Here is a 16,474-nt window from a genome sequence, read left to right on the forward strand (position 1 = left end):
ACTTTTTCTTTTAAATAACAGACAGTTAATATGTAATTTTCCTGTTTCGTTTATTTAGGTAGTAATGCCACAGTAAATATGTCGCATAAGACCGGTACGGACTCCATTGCTGGGCATGAATTTCCATTTCCTGTTTGTCGTGAATATCGAGTAATTCCTTGATAGTATTTACAACTGCAATATCTCCCAGCGGAATCAAATCAGGCTCCTGAAGACAAAACATCAAATAGATGTCAATAGTCCAGTTTCCTATGCCTTTTAACTTAATAAGCTCTTCGCGGACCTGTACTGCCGATTTTAAAGCTAAACTTTCGACATCTAATTCTTTGTTTAAAATCGCTTCGGATAAAATCTTAATGTATTTTGTTTTTTGACGGCTTACTCCAAGATTTCGATATTCTTCATCTGGTAAAACAGCCATTGTTTCCGGATTACATGTTGTATATCCTTTTATTTTTAAGAATGTGGCTTTCGCCGAATCTATAGAAACCTGCTGCTCGAGAATTAATAATACTAAAGTTTCGAAACCTTGCGGACGTTTAGGAATTGGCGGCAACCCATATTTTTCGATTATTTCGCTAAATATTGGATTTTTATTGGTTAGAAAATCAATGGCTTCTTGCATAAAATCGTTTTAAGTCCATTTCAAAATTAATTAAAAATTGCCGCAATTCTTGCAGCGTTTTTTGCCCACAGATTTTACTGATTATACTGATAAGCACAGATTAAACAATTCTCAATTGAAAAACTATATCTGATTTAATCTGTTAAACCTGTAAAATCCGTGGGCAAAAAAATAAGCATAAAAAAAAGCCACAAAGATTTTAAATCTTTGCGACTCTGTAACTTTGAAGCTTTGCTGCTAAACTATTAAAAGTAGAATCCAAAAGATCCTTTTATAGCAAATTTATGAGCATCTGGCATATCTAAATAGTTTCCTCTCCATGAAAAATCAAGACGGAAAACTTTGAAGATATTTCCAATTCCGGCGTTGTATTCCCAGTATACATTTTCTGGTGCATTATAAGGAAGTCCAGAAGCGTTTATTTCGCGATTAGCTTTAGAAATAGTTCCGTGAACTGCTCTTACCCCTATAAACTCTCTCCAGTTCAACTTTCGCATAAATGGAATTCTGGCAAATAATCTTCCGCCAAAATCATGATTCCATTGTAAAGTGGTATACTGATCGGTTACGAATTCATAGAAATTAAGGTTACTAAAGGTATTTTCAATAGTAAAATAAGTCTGGTTACCCGGAATTACACTCATTAATCCTAACGGAATTGTTCCGAATGTTTTTCCTGTTTCTAAAATAATATTAGATCTTCCTAAAGGTCCAATGATAATGGGCTGTTTATAGAAAATCTGGATTTTTTCGTAAGCAAAATCACTATCTAGAACTCCTTTAAGACCATAACTAAAGTTTACAAAGAAATGACTGAAAGGGCTGTCGACTAAATCTCTTTCTACTCCGTACCCAATAGTTTTACGGTTTGGCATATACTCAAACTGAATATTAGCTTCCGTTTGTTTTACATCACTTTTAACAACACCCATTGGGTTTGCTGCACTTGGCAAAGTAGTATAGTAATCTAAACTAAATGTTTTTGATGCCGACTCTAATGTTCGATAAGAGAAACCTGCCTGAACAATAAAGTTCTTTTTAGGTTCCATTTCGATCGAAACGTTACTCAAATTAATATTGGTTAATTTTCCGTTGCTTCCTGTTGTAAACAAAGCCGAAGACGCAAAACTTCGTCCTAAAATATCGTTTGTTGTGGTTAAACTGGCTCCTATTTGTTCAATATCGCGCCTGTTTCCTCCCGAAATAATAAGTCGGTTTTTCTTGTCAACCATCCATTTTCCAGAAACCCCGTATTTGAATTTATTATCATCAAAACCATAAGCCGTATAAGCTTGTATACGCCACGGATCGTTTGGTCCAAAATAAGTTCTTCCTCCTGCCCTTATCCTCAATCCTTCGACTTCATTGTATCCAAATGTAGAGAATATAGGTCCAAAATCGAAGTTCTTAAACTCGACATAACCACTTCCTAAAATCGAGACGAGACTATATAACTGCTTGAATCGCTTGACGGTTTGTAAGGTATCGAGCATTTTATAAATTCCGGCTTCGTCTTTATTTAATTTTTCAAAACGATTTTCTTCCCAAAACTCAGGCGGTCGTTCATAAACTGCATTGTCAATAAAATTGACTTCTTCCTTATAGAATTTCTCTGGTTTCTGAATATTGAATTTGTGATTGCGATACAGTGTCGTTCGTTTTCCGTAAACACCTTTTGATTTTTCTTTTTTATTTAAAGCAAAATCAGACATCATATAATCGCGGGTTAGTAGAAATACAGAGTCGTTATCTACCTCAAATTCCTGTTCGATATAAATATCTTTTACCCAGTTAATATTGGCGCTTTTGGTTACGCCCATATTAATTTTCTTAATGGCAAAAGTGGTATCGTTTACCCAGAAATCTCCTTTAAAAGTCAATTCGTTTTTACGTCTTGGATAAAAGACAATATTGTAACACCATTTTTTATCAATAAAAGCACTGTCTTTCAACACGTAATTGTAAACATCAATTCCGGTTCTTGAAAGCGGGCTTGTAAAACTTTTATCAAAAAATTTAAGGTGATTGTCGTAAATGTTATAATCTGAATAAAGGTCTTTTACGAAAGCTAAAATCTGCTGATTTCCATTGAAACCAGACATTTTATTTCCGGTAAGATTTTCTTTTACTTTCTTTATTTTATTATCTCCGTAAACATCATAAACAGATTCGTTGATGAAAATTGGAAGGTATGTTTTTCCCGTAACATCTGAAGTATCAACATGATTAAAAACAAACTCCATTCCTTTAAAGAGTTTATTTTTCATAAAAGCACTGTCAATGGTATTCATGTCGAACTCCACTTTCTCATACTTCTGCATTTGATATTGATTGAATTGATAAAGACCGTTTTTACGTTTTCTTTCCCATATTTTCCTCAAAATATCCAAAGCTGGATTGTTTTTTTTCGATGTTTTTCCAGTATATATTACAACTTCGCTTAATACCTCGGCTTCACTTAAAACAATTTTAAAGTCATAATTTACCGCTTTCGGCAAAGGAACTTCTCTATCCGAAAATCCAGCAGAACTTACCAATAAAGCAGTATACGTATTTGGAGATTCCAGATAAAAACGACCGTCTTCGTTAGAAACAATTCCGGTATTTGAACCTTTAAAAACAACATTAGCAAAAGGTATTGGCTGGTTAGACTTGTCCAAAACAATTCCGCTCACTTTAGTTTGTGCAGTAGCAATTGTCGCAAATGCGAATACAAAAAATAGGCTGAGTAAAATTATTCTTTTCATCGTCTGGGCAAAAAAAAACTTCATCAATTAACTATGAATGATGAAGTTTTGTGAGTATTTTAAATGTGTATTATTTGTATAATACTTTTTTAACTGCTTTTACTACATCACCTGCATTTGGTAACCAGTCTTTTAATAATACCGGCGAATATGGTGCAGGAGTATCTGCAGTTGTAATACGTTGAATTGGCGCATCAAGGAAGTCGAAAGCTTGTTCTTGAACGATATATGTAATTTCAGAAGAAATACTAGCAAACGGCCAGGCTTCTTCAAGAATTACTAAACGATTTGTTTTTTTGACAGATTTAAGAATGGCGTCTTTATCCATAGGACGAACTGTTCTTAAGTCGATAATCTCACAAGAGATTCCTTCTTTAGCTAATTCATCAGCAGCAATAAAAGCTTCTTTAATGATTTTACCGAAAGAAACAATAGTTACATCAGTCCCTTCACGTTTAATATCAGCAACTCCTAATGGAATCGTGTATTCTCCGTCTGGCACTTCACCTTTATCACCATACATTTGCTCAGATTCCATAAAAATTACAGGATCGTTATCGCGAATTGCAGATTTTAAAAGTCCTTTTGCATCATAAGGAGTTGAAGGTACAACAACTTTAAGACCAGGAGTATTTGCAAACCAGTTTTCTAAAGCTTGTGAGTGAGTTGCTCCTAATTGACCTGCAGAAGCAGTTGGTCCGCGGAAAACGATTGGCACATTAAATTGCCCTCCAGTCATTTGACGCATTTTAGCAGCATTATTAATAATTTGATCAATACCAACTAAACAGAAGTTAAATGTCATATACTCTACAATAGGACGGTTTCCGTTCATAGCTGAACCTACTGCAATCCCTGTAAAACCAAGCTCAGCAATTGGAGTATCGATTACTCTTTTTTCACCAAACTCAGCAAGCATTCCTTTTGAAGCTTTGTATGCTCCATTGTATTCTGCAACTTCTTCGCCCATTAAATATATGGATTCATCGTGACGCATTTCTTCGCTCATCGCTTCACAAATGGCCTCTCTAAATTGTATTGTTCTCATATTTTATATTGTATGTTGAATTTTCTGAAGAGCAAAAATAAATATTTTAAATAACTTAAAAGCATAAATTGAATTTAAAATCGCATGAAGTTCTTTCTCCCTTTAGCTTTTAACTTTTAAAACTTAATTGCGCCATTTACGAAATCGATATAATAGCGTATTATTCACACTTAAATCTGCTAAAGTTTTTTTTATACAAACTTTATTCTATTTGTTAATTATTGTCTCTCCCAAATTCTTCCAACAAAAACGTAAAAAATCAAAAATTAGTATTTATTACATTAAATTTAATTCATCTTTGAGGCATCAAATATTGTAAAATTCCTAATAATCAGATAAAATGAATGCTTTTTTATTTTTAGATTCCGATGAAAATCAGCCAAAACCATATAATCTTCGAAATCGTAATAGTTTTAAAAAATATTATGCATGCATAGTATAATTATTCCAAATTAAATTCTAAATTTGTAAAAGCATATTATAAATTCAAAATATATACTTATGAAAATACTAGTTTGCATCAGCCATGTGCCTGATACTACTTCAAAAATCAACTTTACCAACGGTGATTCAGAATTTGACACTAATGGTGTACAATATGTAATTAATCCTAACGACGAATTTGGTCTTACACGCGCTATCTGGTTTCAAGAACAGCAAGGTGCAAATGTAACAGTTGTAAACGTTGGAGGTCCTGATACTGAACCAACATTGCGTAAAGCTTTGGCAATTGGTGCAAACGAAGCAATTCGTGTAAATGCAAATCCAACTGACGGATTTTTTGTTGCAAAACAATTAGCAGAAGTGATTAAAAACGGAGGTTACGATCTTGTAATTGCAGGAAAAGAATCTTTAGATTATAATGGAGGAATGGTTCCTGGAATGATTGCTGGTATTTTAGGCTCAAACTTCTTAAACTCTTGTACAGCTATTACTGTAGAAGGAAATAATGTAAAAGCTGTTCGTGAAATCGACGGAGGAAAAGAGACGGTAAGCACAACTTTACCATTAATTATTGGCGGCCAAAAAGGTCTTGTTGAAGAAAAAGATTTACGTATCCCGAACATGAGAGGAATCATGACAGCGAGAACTAAAGCTTTAACTATTCTTGAGCCGGTTGATGCTCCTGTAAATACAAAAGCGGTGAAATTTGAAAAACCAGCTCCAAAATCAGCAGTGAAATTAGTTTCTCCTGATAATTTAGATGAGTTAATCAATTTATTACACAACGAGGCTAAGGTGATTTAAGATTGTAGAATTTAGATTTTAGATTGCTGATTGCAATACAAAATCTAAAGTTCAACATTTGATTCACTTCAAAATCTAAAATCAATAATCCTTTTAGATTTCAATTTTTAAAATCTGAAATCTAAAATCTAAAATCTAAAATTGTTATGTCAATATTAATATATGCAGAATCTGCAGAAGGAAAATTTAAAAAAGTAGCTTTCGAATTAGCTTCTTACGCTAAAAAAGTAGCCGAAAGTTTAGGAACAACTGTTACAGCTTTAACTGTAAACATCAGCGATGTAAGCGAATTAGCAAAATACGGCGTTGACAAAGTTCTAAAAGTAAACAACGATAAATTAGCTGGTTTTACTGCTAAAGCTTATGCTGATGTAATTAAACAAGCTGCTCAAAAAGAAGGAACAAAATTGGTTTTACTTTCTTCTACAACAGACAGTATCTACCTTTCATCATTAGTTGCAGTAGCTTTAGAAGCTGGTTTTGCATCAAATGTTGTAGGATTACCAGTTAGCACTTCACCTTTCCAGGTAAAAAGAAATGCTTTCTCAAACAAAGCTTTCAACATTACTGAAATCAGTACAGATGTAAAAGTTCTTGGTTTAGCTAAAAACTCTTACGGAATTTTCGAAAACGCAGGATCTGCGGCAGAAGAAAATTTTAACCCAACAATTGGAGACAATGATTTTGGTGTAAAAGTAGAATCTGTAGAAAAAGTTACCGGAAAAGTTTCTATCGCTGATGCTGATATCGTAGTTTCTGGCGGACGTGGTTTAAAAGGTCCTGAAAACTGGGGATTAGTTGAAGATCTTGCTGCTGTTTTAGGTGCTGCAACTGCATGTTCTAAACCAGTTTCAGATTTAGGATGGAGACCTCACAGCGAGCACGTTGGACAAACAGGAAAGCCAGTTGCAACAAACTTATACATTGCAATAGGTATTTCTGGAGCTATCCAGCACATTGCCGGTATTAACTCATCAAAAGTAAAAGTGGTTATCAATAACGACCCAGAAGCGCCTTTCTTTAAAGTGGCTGATTACGGAATTGTTGGTGATGCTTTCGAAATTGTACCTAAATTAACAGAGAAATTAAAAGCTTTTAAAGCACAACATTCTTAATTCAAGAATTCTCTTTAAAAATATTGCTGCCTAAAAACAAGATATTGTATCTTTGTTTATAGGCAGCTTTTTTGTTCCATATTTTTTGATTAAAATTGCACTTTTATTTTCCAATCAAAAAAAGCATTAAAACGAGGCGCTAAGTGCCTTTTTTACAAACATATATGAGTCTAGTAAAACTATCCATAAAAGGAATTTCATACAGCCAAACTCAAAATGGCGCTTATGCCTTAATTTTGAATGAAGTTGATGGTGAAAGAAAATTACCTATCGTTATTGGTGCTTTTGAAGCCCAATCGATCGCTATTGCCTTAGAAAAAGAAATAAAACCTCCTCGCCCGTTAACACACGATTTATTTAAAAATTTCGCCGAAAGATTTGATATTGTTGTAAAGCAAGTGATCATTCATAAATTAGTAGACGGTGTTTTTTATTCCAGCTTAATCTGCGAAAGAGATAAAATCGAAGAAATTATCGATGCCAGAACTTCTGATGCAATCGCTTTGGCTTTGCGTTTTAACGCTCCTATTTTTACTTATAAAAACATCTTAGACAAAGCAGGAATTTATTTGAAATCAAACTCTTCAGATTCTGATCAGGGTTCTCAGGAAATCGACGATGTACTTTCTAATCCTGAAACTTTCGGGCACGAAGAAGAAAGCAATCAGTCTGGCGATGTATATGCAAAACATAGTCTTCAGGAATTAAACGAATTGTTAGATCAGGCCGTTTCTCAGGAAGATTACGAAAAAGCAGCAAAAATTAGAGACGAAATCTCGAAAAGATAAAATTATTGTTTAATCGTTGATTTGTTTATTCGTTAAATCGATTAAACAATTAAACGAATAACCAAATAAACAAAACATGAAACAATACTTAGATTTAGTAAAACACGTTTTAGAAAACGGCTGTCAAAAAGGAGACCGAACTGGAACCGGAACAAAAAGTGTTTTTGGTTACCAAATGCGTTTTGATTTAAGTGAAGGTTTCCCAATGGTTACTACCAAAAAATTACACTTAAAATCGATCATTTACGAATTGCTTTGGTTTTTAAAAGGCGATACAAACGTAAAATATCTTCAGGAAAACGGAGTTAAAATCTGGGACGAATGGGCCGATTCTAATGGCGATTTAGGACCTGTTTATGGTCATCAATGGAGAAACTGGAACAGCGAGGAAATTGATCAGATTTCTGAATTAATTACCGAATTAAAAACAAATCCGAACAGCCGCAGAATGCTCGTTTCGGCATGGAATCCTTCGGTTTTACCAGATACTAAAAAATCTTTTGAAGAAAATGTAGCCAATAACAAAGCTGCTTTACCTCCATGTCATGCCTTTTTTCAGTTCTATGTGGCAGCACCAGATTTAGAAAAAGGCGAAACAAAAGGAAAATTATCTTGTCAGTTATACCAGCGTAGTGCCGATATATTTTTAGGTGTTCCTTTTAATATTGCTTCTTACGCATTATTGACTATGATGATTGCTCAAGTATGCGATTTAGAGCCAGGAGATTTTATTCACACATTTGGAGACGCGCACATCTATAATAATCATTTTGAGCAGTTAGAATTGCAATTAACCCGTGATCCAAAACCATTACCAAAAATGATTTTAAATCCGGAGATTAAAAACATTTTTGATTTTGATTTTAATGATTTTACCCTTTTAGATTACGATCCGCATCCTGCCATAAAAGGAAGTGTCGCAGTATAATTATAAAAAAATCCGCTTAAAATTTAAGCGGATTTTTTTATACAACCAAAACACCATTTTCACTTCCGGCATAATCATTCCATTTGTAAAAATCGGCTTCAGGATCGTTAATATAAATGCCGTCGATTACGTATTTAAACTCGTAAATCGCGTCTTTAACCAAATCATAAGTAGCTTTAAACGTTCCGTTTTTCAACTTACTTAAAGTTCCTTCCGCTGCATCCCAATTATTAAAATCACCAACAACTGCTGCCGAATCAGCATCTTTGGCATCAATAGAAAATGTAACTTTAACAACTGGTTTTGTTTTAATAAATTGCTTCTTCAAAGACATAACTGTTTAGTTTTTAGATTTATACCTCTAAAATTAAGTAAATTCCGTCAAACATCGAATAGCACATAATCGATTTACGATAATAGAAAAAACAGCTTATGTTTTTAATTGAATCCATAATTTTAGACGCTTAAAATTTTGTATTTCAAATTGATAAGCCTTTTTATAACAAATATTCTACACTCAAAATATTGTCTTTTAAAAATAAATTTTAACTTTATAATCTCATTTTTATCTTATGGAAAAAGAAGCGCACGAACAATATGAGTATGCCCGAAGACGATTAAGACAAAAAAAGATCCTATATCTTCATTTTGTTCTTTTCCTGCTTGGAAGTTTATTTTTATTTATTGCCAATAGATTTTTTGGTTTTGGACAAGGAACAACTCAAAACTGGTGCGTTTGGGGTATTACCATCTGGCTTTTTATTTTCATTTTACATTTCATAAAAGTGTATATCACAGATCGTTTTATGAACAAAAAATGGGAAAGAGAGCAAATTGACAGACTTGTTGCTTTACAGCAAAAAAGAATAAGTCAATTAGAATCGAAAATAAACGAAGACACTGAGAATAAAATTTAGTTACAGCATACCATGATTATAATGATAGCGGCTGTTGCCGAAAACAATGCCCTGGGTAAAAACAATGAATTAGTATGGCACCTGCCAAATGATTTTAAAAGATTTAAAGCACTTACTACTAATCATCATATCATAATGGGAAGAAAAACTTTTGAAAGTTTCCCTAAACCTTTACCAAATAGAACTCATATTGTAATAACACGACAAAAAGATTACAATCCGGAAGGATGCATTGTTGTAGACAGCATTGAAAATGCTATTGCAGCTTGTCCTGAAAATGAAGATTCGTATGTTATTGGCGGCGGCGAAATCTATAATTTAGCCTTGCCTTTTGCTGACATAATTGAGATTACTAAAGTACACCACACTTTTGATGCAGATGCTTTTTTTCCAAAATTCAGCAAAACCGAATGGCAGTTAGTAGAATCTGAAGAAAATTTTAAAGACGAAAAACATCTTTACGATTATACTTATGAAACTTACATCCGAAAATAAAGGATAAAAAAAAACATCCTCTTTTGAAGGATGTTTTTTAAAAAGCGATTGATTTTTTAATCTTGACTTGCTCAAGAAATAGTTTTTGTAAAAATCACAAATGCCAAAGAAGCATTCGAAATAACTGAATAACATTTAATGTTAATTGAGACGAATCTCAAAAGACGCCTTTAATAACAAATACCACTAAGATATTAAAGGCAAGAAAATTAAAATTTCCAAAAACAAATTTAATCCTAAGAACGTATTTCGCACTTTTTAAAATAGTATTCCCCCAAGAACAACACTTTAAAAACTACTTACTTGAACAAACAATTGCCAGTGCAAAAAAAGCAACTGTTTGATTAAGTCAATTGATTCTATCAATCATTTAATTTTATCATTTTTTACTTTAGCAAAGTTGTGCATTATATCCTCATGACACAATACCCACTTCAGGTGATTTTTTCAAAATACCCACTTTAGGTGATGCTTCAAAAATGTATCAACAGCTTATTTTTCCAGCTGTTTTAAAACATTTAAATGACATTTTAAAAAACTCAATTACAGTTAATCTAGATTGTTTATATTTGCGTAAATTATAATAATGTCTGAAAAAATAACTCCATATAAAGACTCTTCTTTAGGTAAAAAAGAGCAGGTTGCCCAAATGTTTGATAACATCTCCGGGAACTACGATAATTTGAATCGCGTAATTTCATTTGGTATTGATACTAAATGGAGAAAAAAAGTATTGAAAATAGTTTCTGATTCTAAACCAAAAATAATCCTTGATATTGCTACCGGCACAGGTGACCTTGCTATTTTAATGGCTCAAACAAAAGCCGAAAAAATAATTGGTCTTGATATTTCGGCCGGAATGCTTGAAGTTGGGAAAAAGAAAGTTGAAGAAAAGAAACTATCGAATGTTATTGATTTGGTTTTAGGCGATTCTGAAAACATTCCTTTTGAAGACAATTACTTTGACGCCATTACGGTAGGTTTTGGGGTGCGTAATTTTGAAAATCTAGAGAAAGGTTTTGCTGAAATTTTACGAGTTTTAAAACCAAACGGAGTTTTTGTTATTTTAGAAACTTCTGTTCCGGATAAAACACCATATAAACAAGGATATAAATTTTACAGCAAAAATATACTTCCGGTTATAGGAAAATTGTTTTCTAAAGACAACTCTGCTTACGGATACTTATCTGAATCTGCAGCAGCATTTCCTTATGGAGAAGCTTTAAACAATATTTTAAGAAAAACTGGGTTTATAGATGTTGTAGCAATGCCGCAAACTTTTGGTGTAGCAACCATTTATTCAGCATCTAAAAAATAGTATGAGAAAAATTGTAATCGTCATTTTATTAGTCTTAACGACAAAAGGATATTCTCAATTTGCTAAAAGCATGTTTAGCAAGGATCCTATTATTAACCTTGAAAACTGGCAGAAACAACGCCTTTACTTTGGTTATTATTTAGGCTTTAACAGCTTCGACTTTAAATTCGATTACAAAACTCCCGTTCAGGAAGATATTCAGGTAAAAAAAACAACCGGATTTAATGTGGGTGTTGTAGCTGATTTAAGGCTTCAGGAGTACATTAATTTACGTTTCGAACCTGGTTTATACTATACAAAACGTGATTTATATTATCCGAATTTTGCTCTCGAAAAAGATTATTTACGTGAAGTAAATAGTACTTATATTCACTTTCCGTTACTACTAAAGTTTTCAGCATTAAGAACCGGAAACATTCGCCCGTACTTAGTTGGAGGGATGTCTACCACACTAAATTTATCAAGTAATGCAAAATCTACAGATGATAACTTCGAGAATAAATTTAGAGTAAAACAATGGACCGCTGCTTATGAAGTAGGTTTTGGAATTGATTTCTTTACAGAATACTTTATTTTCTCTCCTTCTATAAGAGGAATGTTTGGTATTACTGATGAATTAATTCGTGATAAACCTATAAACGGCCCAAGTCCGTGGACAGATAATATTGATTCAATGAAATCAAGAGCGATTTTAATAAATTTCACATTTCATTAAAACAATATCTTAACTATTTCGTTTAAATTCACTTAGAATAATTGCTGTTGCTGTAGCTACATTTAAACTTTCGGTTTTTTGCAGCTCTCCAAATCTTGGAATTGTGAGTCGGCGGGTAACTATTTTTTCGATCTCTGCAGAAATACCATTTGCTTCATTACCCATAATAATGATTCCGTTTTGAGGCAGATTAGATTGATAAATGTTATCTCCATCCATAAATGTTCCAAAAACAGGAAGTTCTGTCTGACTTATAAAAGTTTTAAGATCAACATAATTTACGTTTACTCTGGTAATAGATCCCATTGTAGCCTGAACTACTTTTGGATTATAAATATCAACCGTTTCTTTAGAACAAACGATTTGTCTAATCCCAAACCAGTCGCAAAGACGCATTATGGTTCCTAAATTTCCGGGATCGCGAATATCGTCTAAAGCCAGAATTAAACCTGAATTTGTAATTTGATTTTCGACGGGCATTTTAAAAACCGCCAGACAAGAATTTGGAGTTGTTAAAGCACTTATTTTTTTTAGTTCTTGTTCATTAATAAGAGTTCGTTTTGAAGATTGAACTTCTTCAAAATCATTTAACGTGGTGTATAAATGTTCTAATTCAAAATTGGATTGCAGCAATTCCTGAATTACTTTTACTCCCTCGGCAAAAAATAATTGATTTGCGAAACGCTGCTTTTTTTGATGTAAACTTGATATAAGCTTTATTTGGTTTTTACTAACCATAAAATAATGTACTTTTGAATTAAATATTAAAAAACACTTGAAAAATAATTCCACAAAAATAACAGCATTTATCCTAATAGCAATACTTATTTGCGCTTGTAATGCTGTAAAAAGAGTTCCGGATGGAAAAAAACTTCTTGTAAAAAACAATATTCTCGTAAACGGAAAGTCTACAAACGACGAAAATGCCTCAAATCAAATGTACCAAAAACCAAATGGTACACTTTTGGGTTATAAACTACGTTTAAACATGTACAATCTGGCTAATTTAAATCCGGATTCTACTTATGAGGCTAAATTCAAAAATAATCCCGGTTTATATGAACGTCAGGCAAAATTTTTATCTGCAAAACAAGTAGACAGATTAGGTCAGTCTTTTTTATATAAAGGAATACATGAGTTTTTAAAAAACACAGGAGAACCGCCTGTAATTATCGACACATCTAAAACTAAAAAATCTTTACTGCGTTTAAAATACTACTATTTCAATAATGGTTATTTTAATGTATCTACAGATTACACAATTGACAGCGTTGCCAGAAAGAAAGCTCAAATAAATTACAACATCACTACTGGTCCGGCTTATACGCTTGATACTATTAGAAACAAGATATTGACTCCAGCGCTGGATTCATTACATAGAACGAACACAGAACCATCATTTTTAAAATCAGGAAATCAATATAAAACTTCTGATTTTGAAGAAGAAAAAAACCGTATTACCACTTATTTTAGAAATCACGGAGCTTATTTCTTTCAGCCAACTTATGTAACTTTTGATATTGATACTATTGGCAAAAAAAACAAAGCCGACGTAACTTTAATAATTAACAACAATAATATACAGGAAAGAGATTCAAGCAGAACGGAACCTTTTAAATTGTATACTATAAGTGATGTAAACATCTATACTGATTATTCTCCTGCCAATGCAAAAAAGAAAATCAACGATAGTACAACCTATAATAATTTCAATTTATACAGCTACAAGAAATTAAAATACAAACCACGCGCTATTACAGATGCCATCTTTATTAACAAGGGAAGTACTTTTTCTGACACCAGAACAACGCTTTCGTCTCGTTATTTAAACAATCTTAAAATTTTCAATTATCCATCTATTCAATATGAAGTAGACAAACGCGATTCGACTGCACAGTCTTTAATTGCGAATGTTTATTTAACACCAAGAAAAAAATACAGTTTTGGAGCAACACTAGATGTTACGCATTCCAATATTCAGGATTTCGGAATTGGAGCCAGTATTTCGGAAACAATCCGAAATGTATTTAACAGGGCGGAAACATTAGAAATATCGGCACGTGCTAATATTGGTTCATCTAAAGATATGGCAAATCCAAACGATAACTTTTTTAACGTTTCGGAATATGGATTGGATTTAAAGCTGAATTTCCCAAGAATTCTACTTCCTTTTGGAACAGAGAAAATTATTCCAAAAAGAATGATTCCTTCTACATCCATAACATCAGGTTTTTCAAAACAGCAAAATATCGGTTTAGATAAGGAGAATTTTACTGGAGGGTTTTCATACAATTGGTCTCCTAAAAGACATAATACGGTAAAATTTGATTTATTGAACGCTCAATATGTTCGAAATCTAAATCCTAATAATTACTATAATGTTTATACATCATCCTACAGGGAATTAAACAATATTGCCAGTACATACAATATTGATCCTGCGAATATTGATCCGGAAACTGGAAATTTAACTATTCCAACCGGAGCTAATAATTTCACAAAAGAAGTATTAACCGGACAAACGGCTTTAACGCCAGGATCTGCAGAATATAAAGATGTAGAAAGTATCGAAGAAAGAAGAGTTCGTTTAACAGAGAATGACTTTATTTTAGCTTCGAGCTACACCTTTACCAAAACCACTAAAAAAGATTTAGCCGATAATAATTTCTATCAGTTTAAAACAAAAATAGAATCGGCAGGAACTTTATTGTCCGGTATTTCAAGTCTTTCGAATTTACCAAAAAATGCAAACGGTAATTATGAAATCTTTGGTTTAGCGTATGCTGAATATATTAAAGGAGAATTCGATTATATCAAACACTGGGATTTTGGAAAAGAAAAAGTATTAGCCGTTAGAAGCTTTTTTGGAATTGCTATTCCGTTTGGTAATTCAAACTATATTCCGTTTTCACGAAGTTATTATTCTGGAGGATCAAATGACAACAGAGCTTGGCAGCCCTACTCTCTTGGTCCCGGAAGCACAAATGCTTTAAACGATTTTAACGAGGCAAATATGAAAATTGCCCTTAGTGCCGAATTCCGTTTTAAAATCTTTGGTGATGTTAAGGGAGCTATCTTTGCAGACGCCGGAAATATCTGGAATGTGCTCGATAATGTTATTGATGATAAGGCAAAATTTAACAGCGTAAACGATTTAGCTGAAATTGCTTTGGGTTCAGGATTTGGTTTACGATACGATTTAAGCTTCTTTGTTATTCGTTTGGATTTAGGCTTTAAGACTTATAATCCGGCGCATCCAGAGGGAGACAGATGGTTTAAAGAATACAATTTTGGTCACTCGGTTTTAAATTTTGGGATAAATTATCCGTTCTAATGCTAATTAATTCTTATTTTTGCAACCTAAAAACTAAAAACAACTATAAAAAAAATTACAATGGCACACAATATTAAACCCGGAGTAGCTACAGGAGATCAAGTTCAGGAGATTTTTAATTATGCGAAAGAAAAAGGTTTTGCTTTACCTGCAGTAAACGTTACAGGATCTAGCACAATCAATGGAGTTCTTGAAACTGCAGCAAAATTAAATGCACCGGTTATCATTCAATTTTCTAACGGAGGAGCACAATTCAACGCTGGAAAAGGTTTATCTAATGCAGGTGAAAAATCAGCAATCGCTGGTGGAATCGCTGGAGCAAAACACATTCACACTTTAGCAGAAGCTTACGGTGCAACCGTAATTTTACATACTGACCACTGTGCAAAAAAATTATTGCCTTGGATCGACGGTTTATTAGATGCTTCTGAAAAACATTTTGCAGAAACAGGAAAACCATTATTTAGTTCTCACATGATCGATTTGTCTGAGGAGCCAATCGAAGAGAACATCGAAATCTGTAAAGAATATTTAGCTAGAATGAGCAAAATGGGAATGACATTAGAAATCGAGCTTGGTATTACAGGCGGCGAAGAAGATGGCGTTGACAACTCAGACGTAGACAGCTCTAAATTATATACACAACCAGAAGAAGTAGCTTACGCTTACGAAGAATTATCTAAAGTAAGCCCTAAATTTACAATTGCAGCTGCTTTTGGAAACGTTCACGGTGTTTACAAACCAGGAAACGTAAAATTAACTCCAAAAATCTTAAAAAATTCTCAGGATTTCGTTCAAAACAAATTCAACACTGGATCTAACCCAGTAGATTTCGTTTTCCACGGAGGTTCAGGTTCTACAATTGAAGAAATTAGAGAAGCTATTGGATACGGAGTTATCAAAATGAACATTGATACTGATTTACAGTTTGCTTATACTGAAGGAATCCGTGATTACATGGTAAACAATATCGAGTATTTAAAAACACAAATTGGTAACCCAGAAGGTGCTGATGTTCCTAACAAGAAATATTATGACCCAAGAAAATGGGTTCGTGAAAGCGAAGTAACATTCAACGCAAGACTTGAACAAGCTTTTGCAGATTTAAATAACGTAAACACGCTTTAAATTTTAGATTTCTGATTTTAGATTTCAGACTTCTAAAAAAGCCTGAAATCTAATTTTTCGAATCGGAT

At 33.1% G+C, this 16,474-nt stretch carries 15 protein-coding genes; 10 read left to right on the forward strand and 5 right to left on the reverse strand.

The window, feature by feature from the left end:
• Nucleotides 1–25 precede the first annotated feature (25 nt).
• The 3 genes from AC1RRQ_RS06185 to AC1RRQ_RS06195 form a co-directional block, all read right to left on the reverse strand.
• Nucleotides 26–625 carry a DNA-3-methyladenine glycosylase family protein gene (locus AC1RRQ_RS06185; protein WP_493022140.1) on the reverse strand — a complete coding sequence of 200 codons (600 nt, stop codon included), beginning with the start codon at nt 623–625 and terminating at the stop codon, nt 26–28.
• 245 nt (nt 626–870) lie between these two features.
• Nucleotides 871–3,372, reverse strand: coding sequence for a DUF5686 and carboxypeptidase-like regulatory domain-containing protein (locus tag AC1RRQ_RS06190; RefSeq protein ID WP_493022141.1), 2,502 nt, complete (start codon nt 3,370–3,372; stop codon nt 871–873).
• 70 nt (nt 3,373–3,442) lie between these two features.
• Complete coding sequence (locus AC1RRQ_RS06195; RefSeq protein WP_071636151.1) at nt 3,443–4,420, reverse strand: pyruvate dehydrogenase complex E1 component subunit beta; 978 nt, start codon at nt 4,418–4,420, stop codon at nt 3,443–3,445.
• A 501-nt stretch (nt 4,421–4,921) separates the two neighbouring features.
• Here AC1RRQ_RS06195 and AC1RRQ_RS06200 point away from each other — a divergent pair.
• The 4 genes from AC1RRQ_RS06200 (at nt 4,922) to AC1RRQ_RS06215 (ending at nt 8,499) form a co-directional block, all read left to right on the forward strand.
• Nucleotides 4,922–5,668 (forward strand): electron transfer flavoprotein subunit beta/FixA family protein, encoded by a 747-nt coding sequence (locus tag AC1RRQ_RS06200; protein ID WP_493022142.1) that lies wholly within the window; start codon nt 4,922–4,924, stop codon nt 5,666–5,668.
• Between the two features lie 146 nt (nt 5,669–5,814).
• On the forward strand, nt 5,815–6,783 hold the full coding sequence (locus tag AC1RRQ_RS06205) for an electron transfer flavoprotein subunit alpha/FixB family protein (RefSeq protein ID WP_493022143.1): 969 nt from the start codon (nt 5,815–5,817) through the stop codon (nt 6,781–6,783).
• Nucleotides 6,784–6,947: 164 nt separating this feature from the next.
• Nucleotides 6,948–7,571, forward strand: coding sequence for a bifunctional nuclease family protein (locus AC1RRQ_RS06210; RefSeq protein ID WP_493022144.1), 624 nt, complete (start codon nt 6,948–6,950; stop codon nt 7,569–7,571).
• A gap of 76 nt (nt 7,572–7,647) precedes the next feature.
• Nucleotides 7,648–8,499, forward strand: a complete 852-nt coding sequence (locus tag AC1RRQ_RS06215) for a thymidylate synthase (RefSeq protein ID WP_493022145.1) — start codon at nt 7,648–7,650, stop codon at nt 8,497–8,499.
• A gap of 37 nt (nt 8,500–8,536) precedes the next feature.
• On the opposite strand, the gene AC1RRQ_RS06220 is transcribed toward AC1RRQ_RS06215, so the two are convergent.
• Nucleotides 8,537–8,833, reverse strand: a complete 297-nt coding sequence (locus AC1RRQ_RS06220) for an isoamylase early set domain-containing protein (protein ID WP_493022146.1) — start codon at nt 8,831–8,833, stop codon at nt 8,537–8,539.
• A gap of 238 nt (nt 8,834–9,071) precedes the next feature.
• On the opposite strand from AC1RRQ_RS06220, the gene AC1RRQ_RS06225 reads away from it, so the two are divergent.
• From AC1RRQ_RS06225 to porT, 4 genes are all read left to right on the forward strand, one after another.
• Nucleotides 9,072–9,416, forward strand: coding sequence for a 2TM domain-containing protein (locus AC1RRQ_RS06225; RefSeq protein WP_493022147.1), 345 nt, complete (start codon nt 9,072–9,074; stop codon nt 9,414–9,416).
• 12 nt (nt 9,417–9,428) lie between these two features.
• Complete coding sequence (locus tag AC1RRQ_RS06230; RefSeq protein WP_493022148.1) at nt 9,429–9,911, forward strand: dihydrofolate reductase; 483 nt, start codon at nt 9,429–9,431, stop codon at nt 9,909–9,911.
• 586 nt (nt 9,912–10,497) lie between these two features.
• Complete coding sequence (gene ubiE / locus AC1RRQ_RS06235) at nt 10,498–11,229, forward strand: bifunctional demethylmenaquinone methyltransferase/2-methoxy-6-polyprenyl-1,4-benzoquinol methylase UbiE (protein WP_493022149.1); 732 nt, start codon at nt 10,498–10,500, stop codon at nt 11,227–11,229.
• Between the two features lies 1 nt (nt 11,230).
• Nucleotides 11,231–11,944: a type IX secretion/gliding motility protein PorT/SprT gene (gene porT / locus AC1RRQ_RS06240; RefSeq protein ID WP_493022150.1), complete on the forward strand. Its 714-nt coding sequence runs from the start codon at nt 11,231–11,233 to the stop codon at nt 11,942–11,944.
• Between the two features lie 9 nt (nt 11,945–11,953).
• Here the strand turns inward: porT and AC1RRQ_RS06245 are convergent, their stop codons facing one another.
• The gene (locus tag AC1RRQ_RS06245; RefSeq protein ID WP_493022151.1) at nt 11,954–12,682 is read right to left on the reverse strand and encodes a TrmH family RNA methyltransferase; all 729 of its coding nucleotides are present in this window, start codon (nt 12,680–12,682) and stop codon (nt 11,954–11,956) included.
• A gap of 37 nt (nt 12,683–12,719) precedes the next feature.
• On the opposite strand from AC1RRQ_RS06245, the gene tamL reads away from it, so the two are divergent.
• Both tamL and fbaA read left to right on the forward strand, forming a co-directional pair.
• Nucleotides 12,720–15,278 (forward strand): translocation and assembly module lipoprotein TamL, encoded by a 2,559-nt coding sequence (gene tamL / locus AC1RRQ_RS06250; protein ID WP_493022152.1) that lies wholly within the window; start codon nt 12,720–12,722, stop codon nt 15,276–15,278.
• Nucleotides 15,279–15,338: 60 nt separating this feature from the next.
• Nucleotides 15,339–16,406, forward strand: coding sequence for a class II fructose-bisphosphate aldolase (gene fbaA, locus AC1RRQ_RS06255; RefSeq protein ID WP_493022153.1), 1,068 nt, complete (start codon nt 15,339–15,341; stop codon nt 16,404–16,406).
• The last annotated feature ends 68 nt before the right edge of the window (nt 16,407–16,474 follow it).

The sequence above is a fragment of the Flavobacterium sp. GW821-FHT12A05 genome, assembly GCF_058807735.1.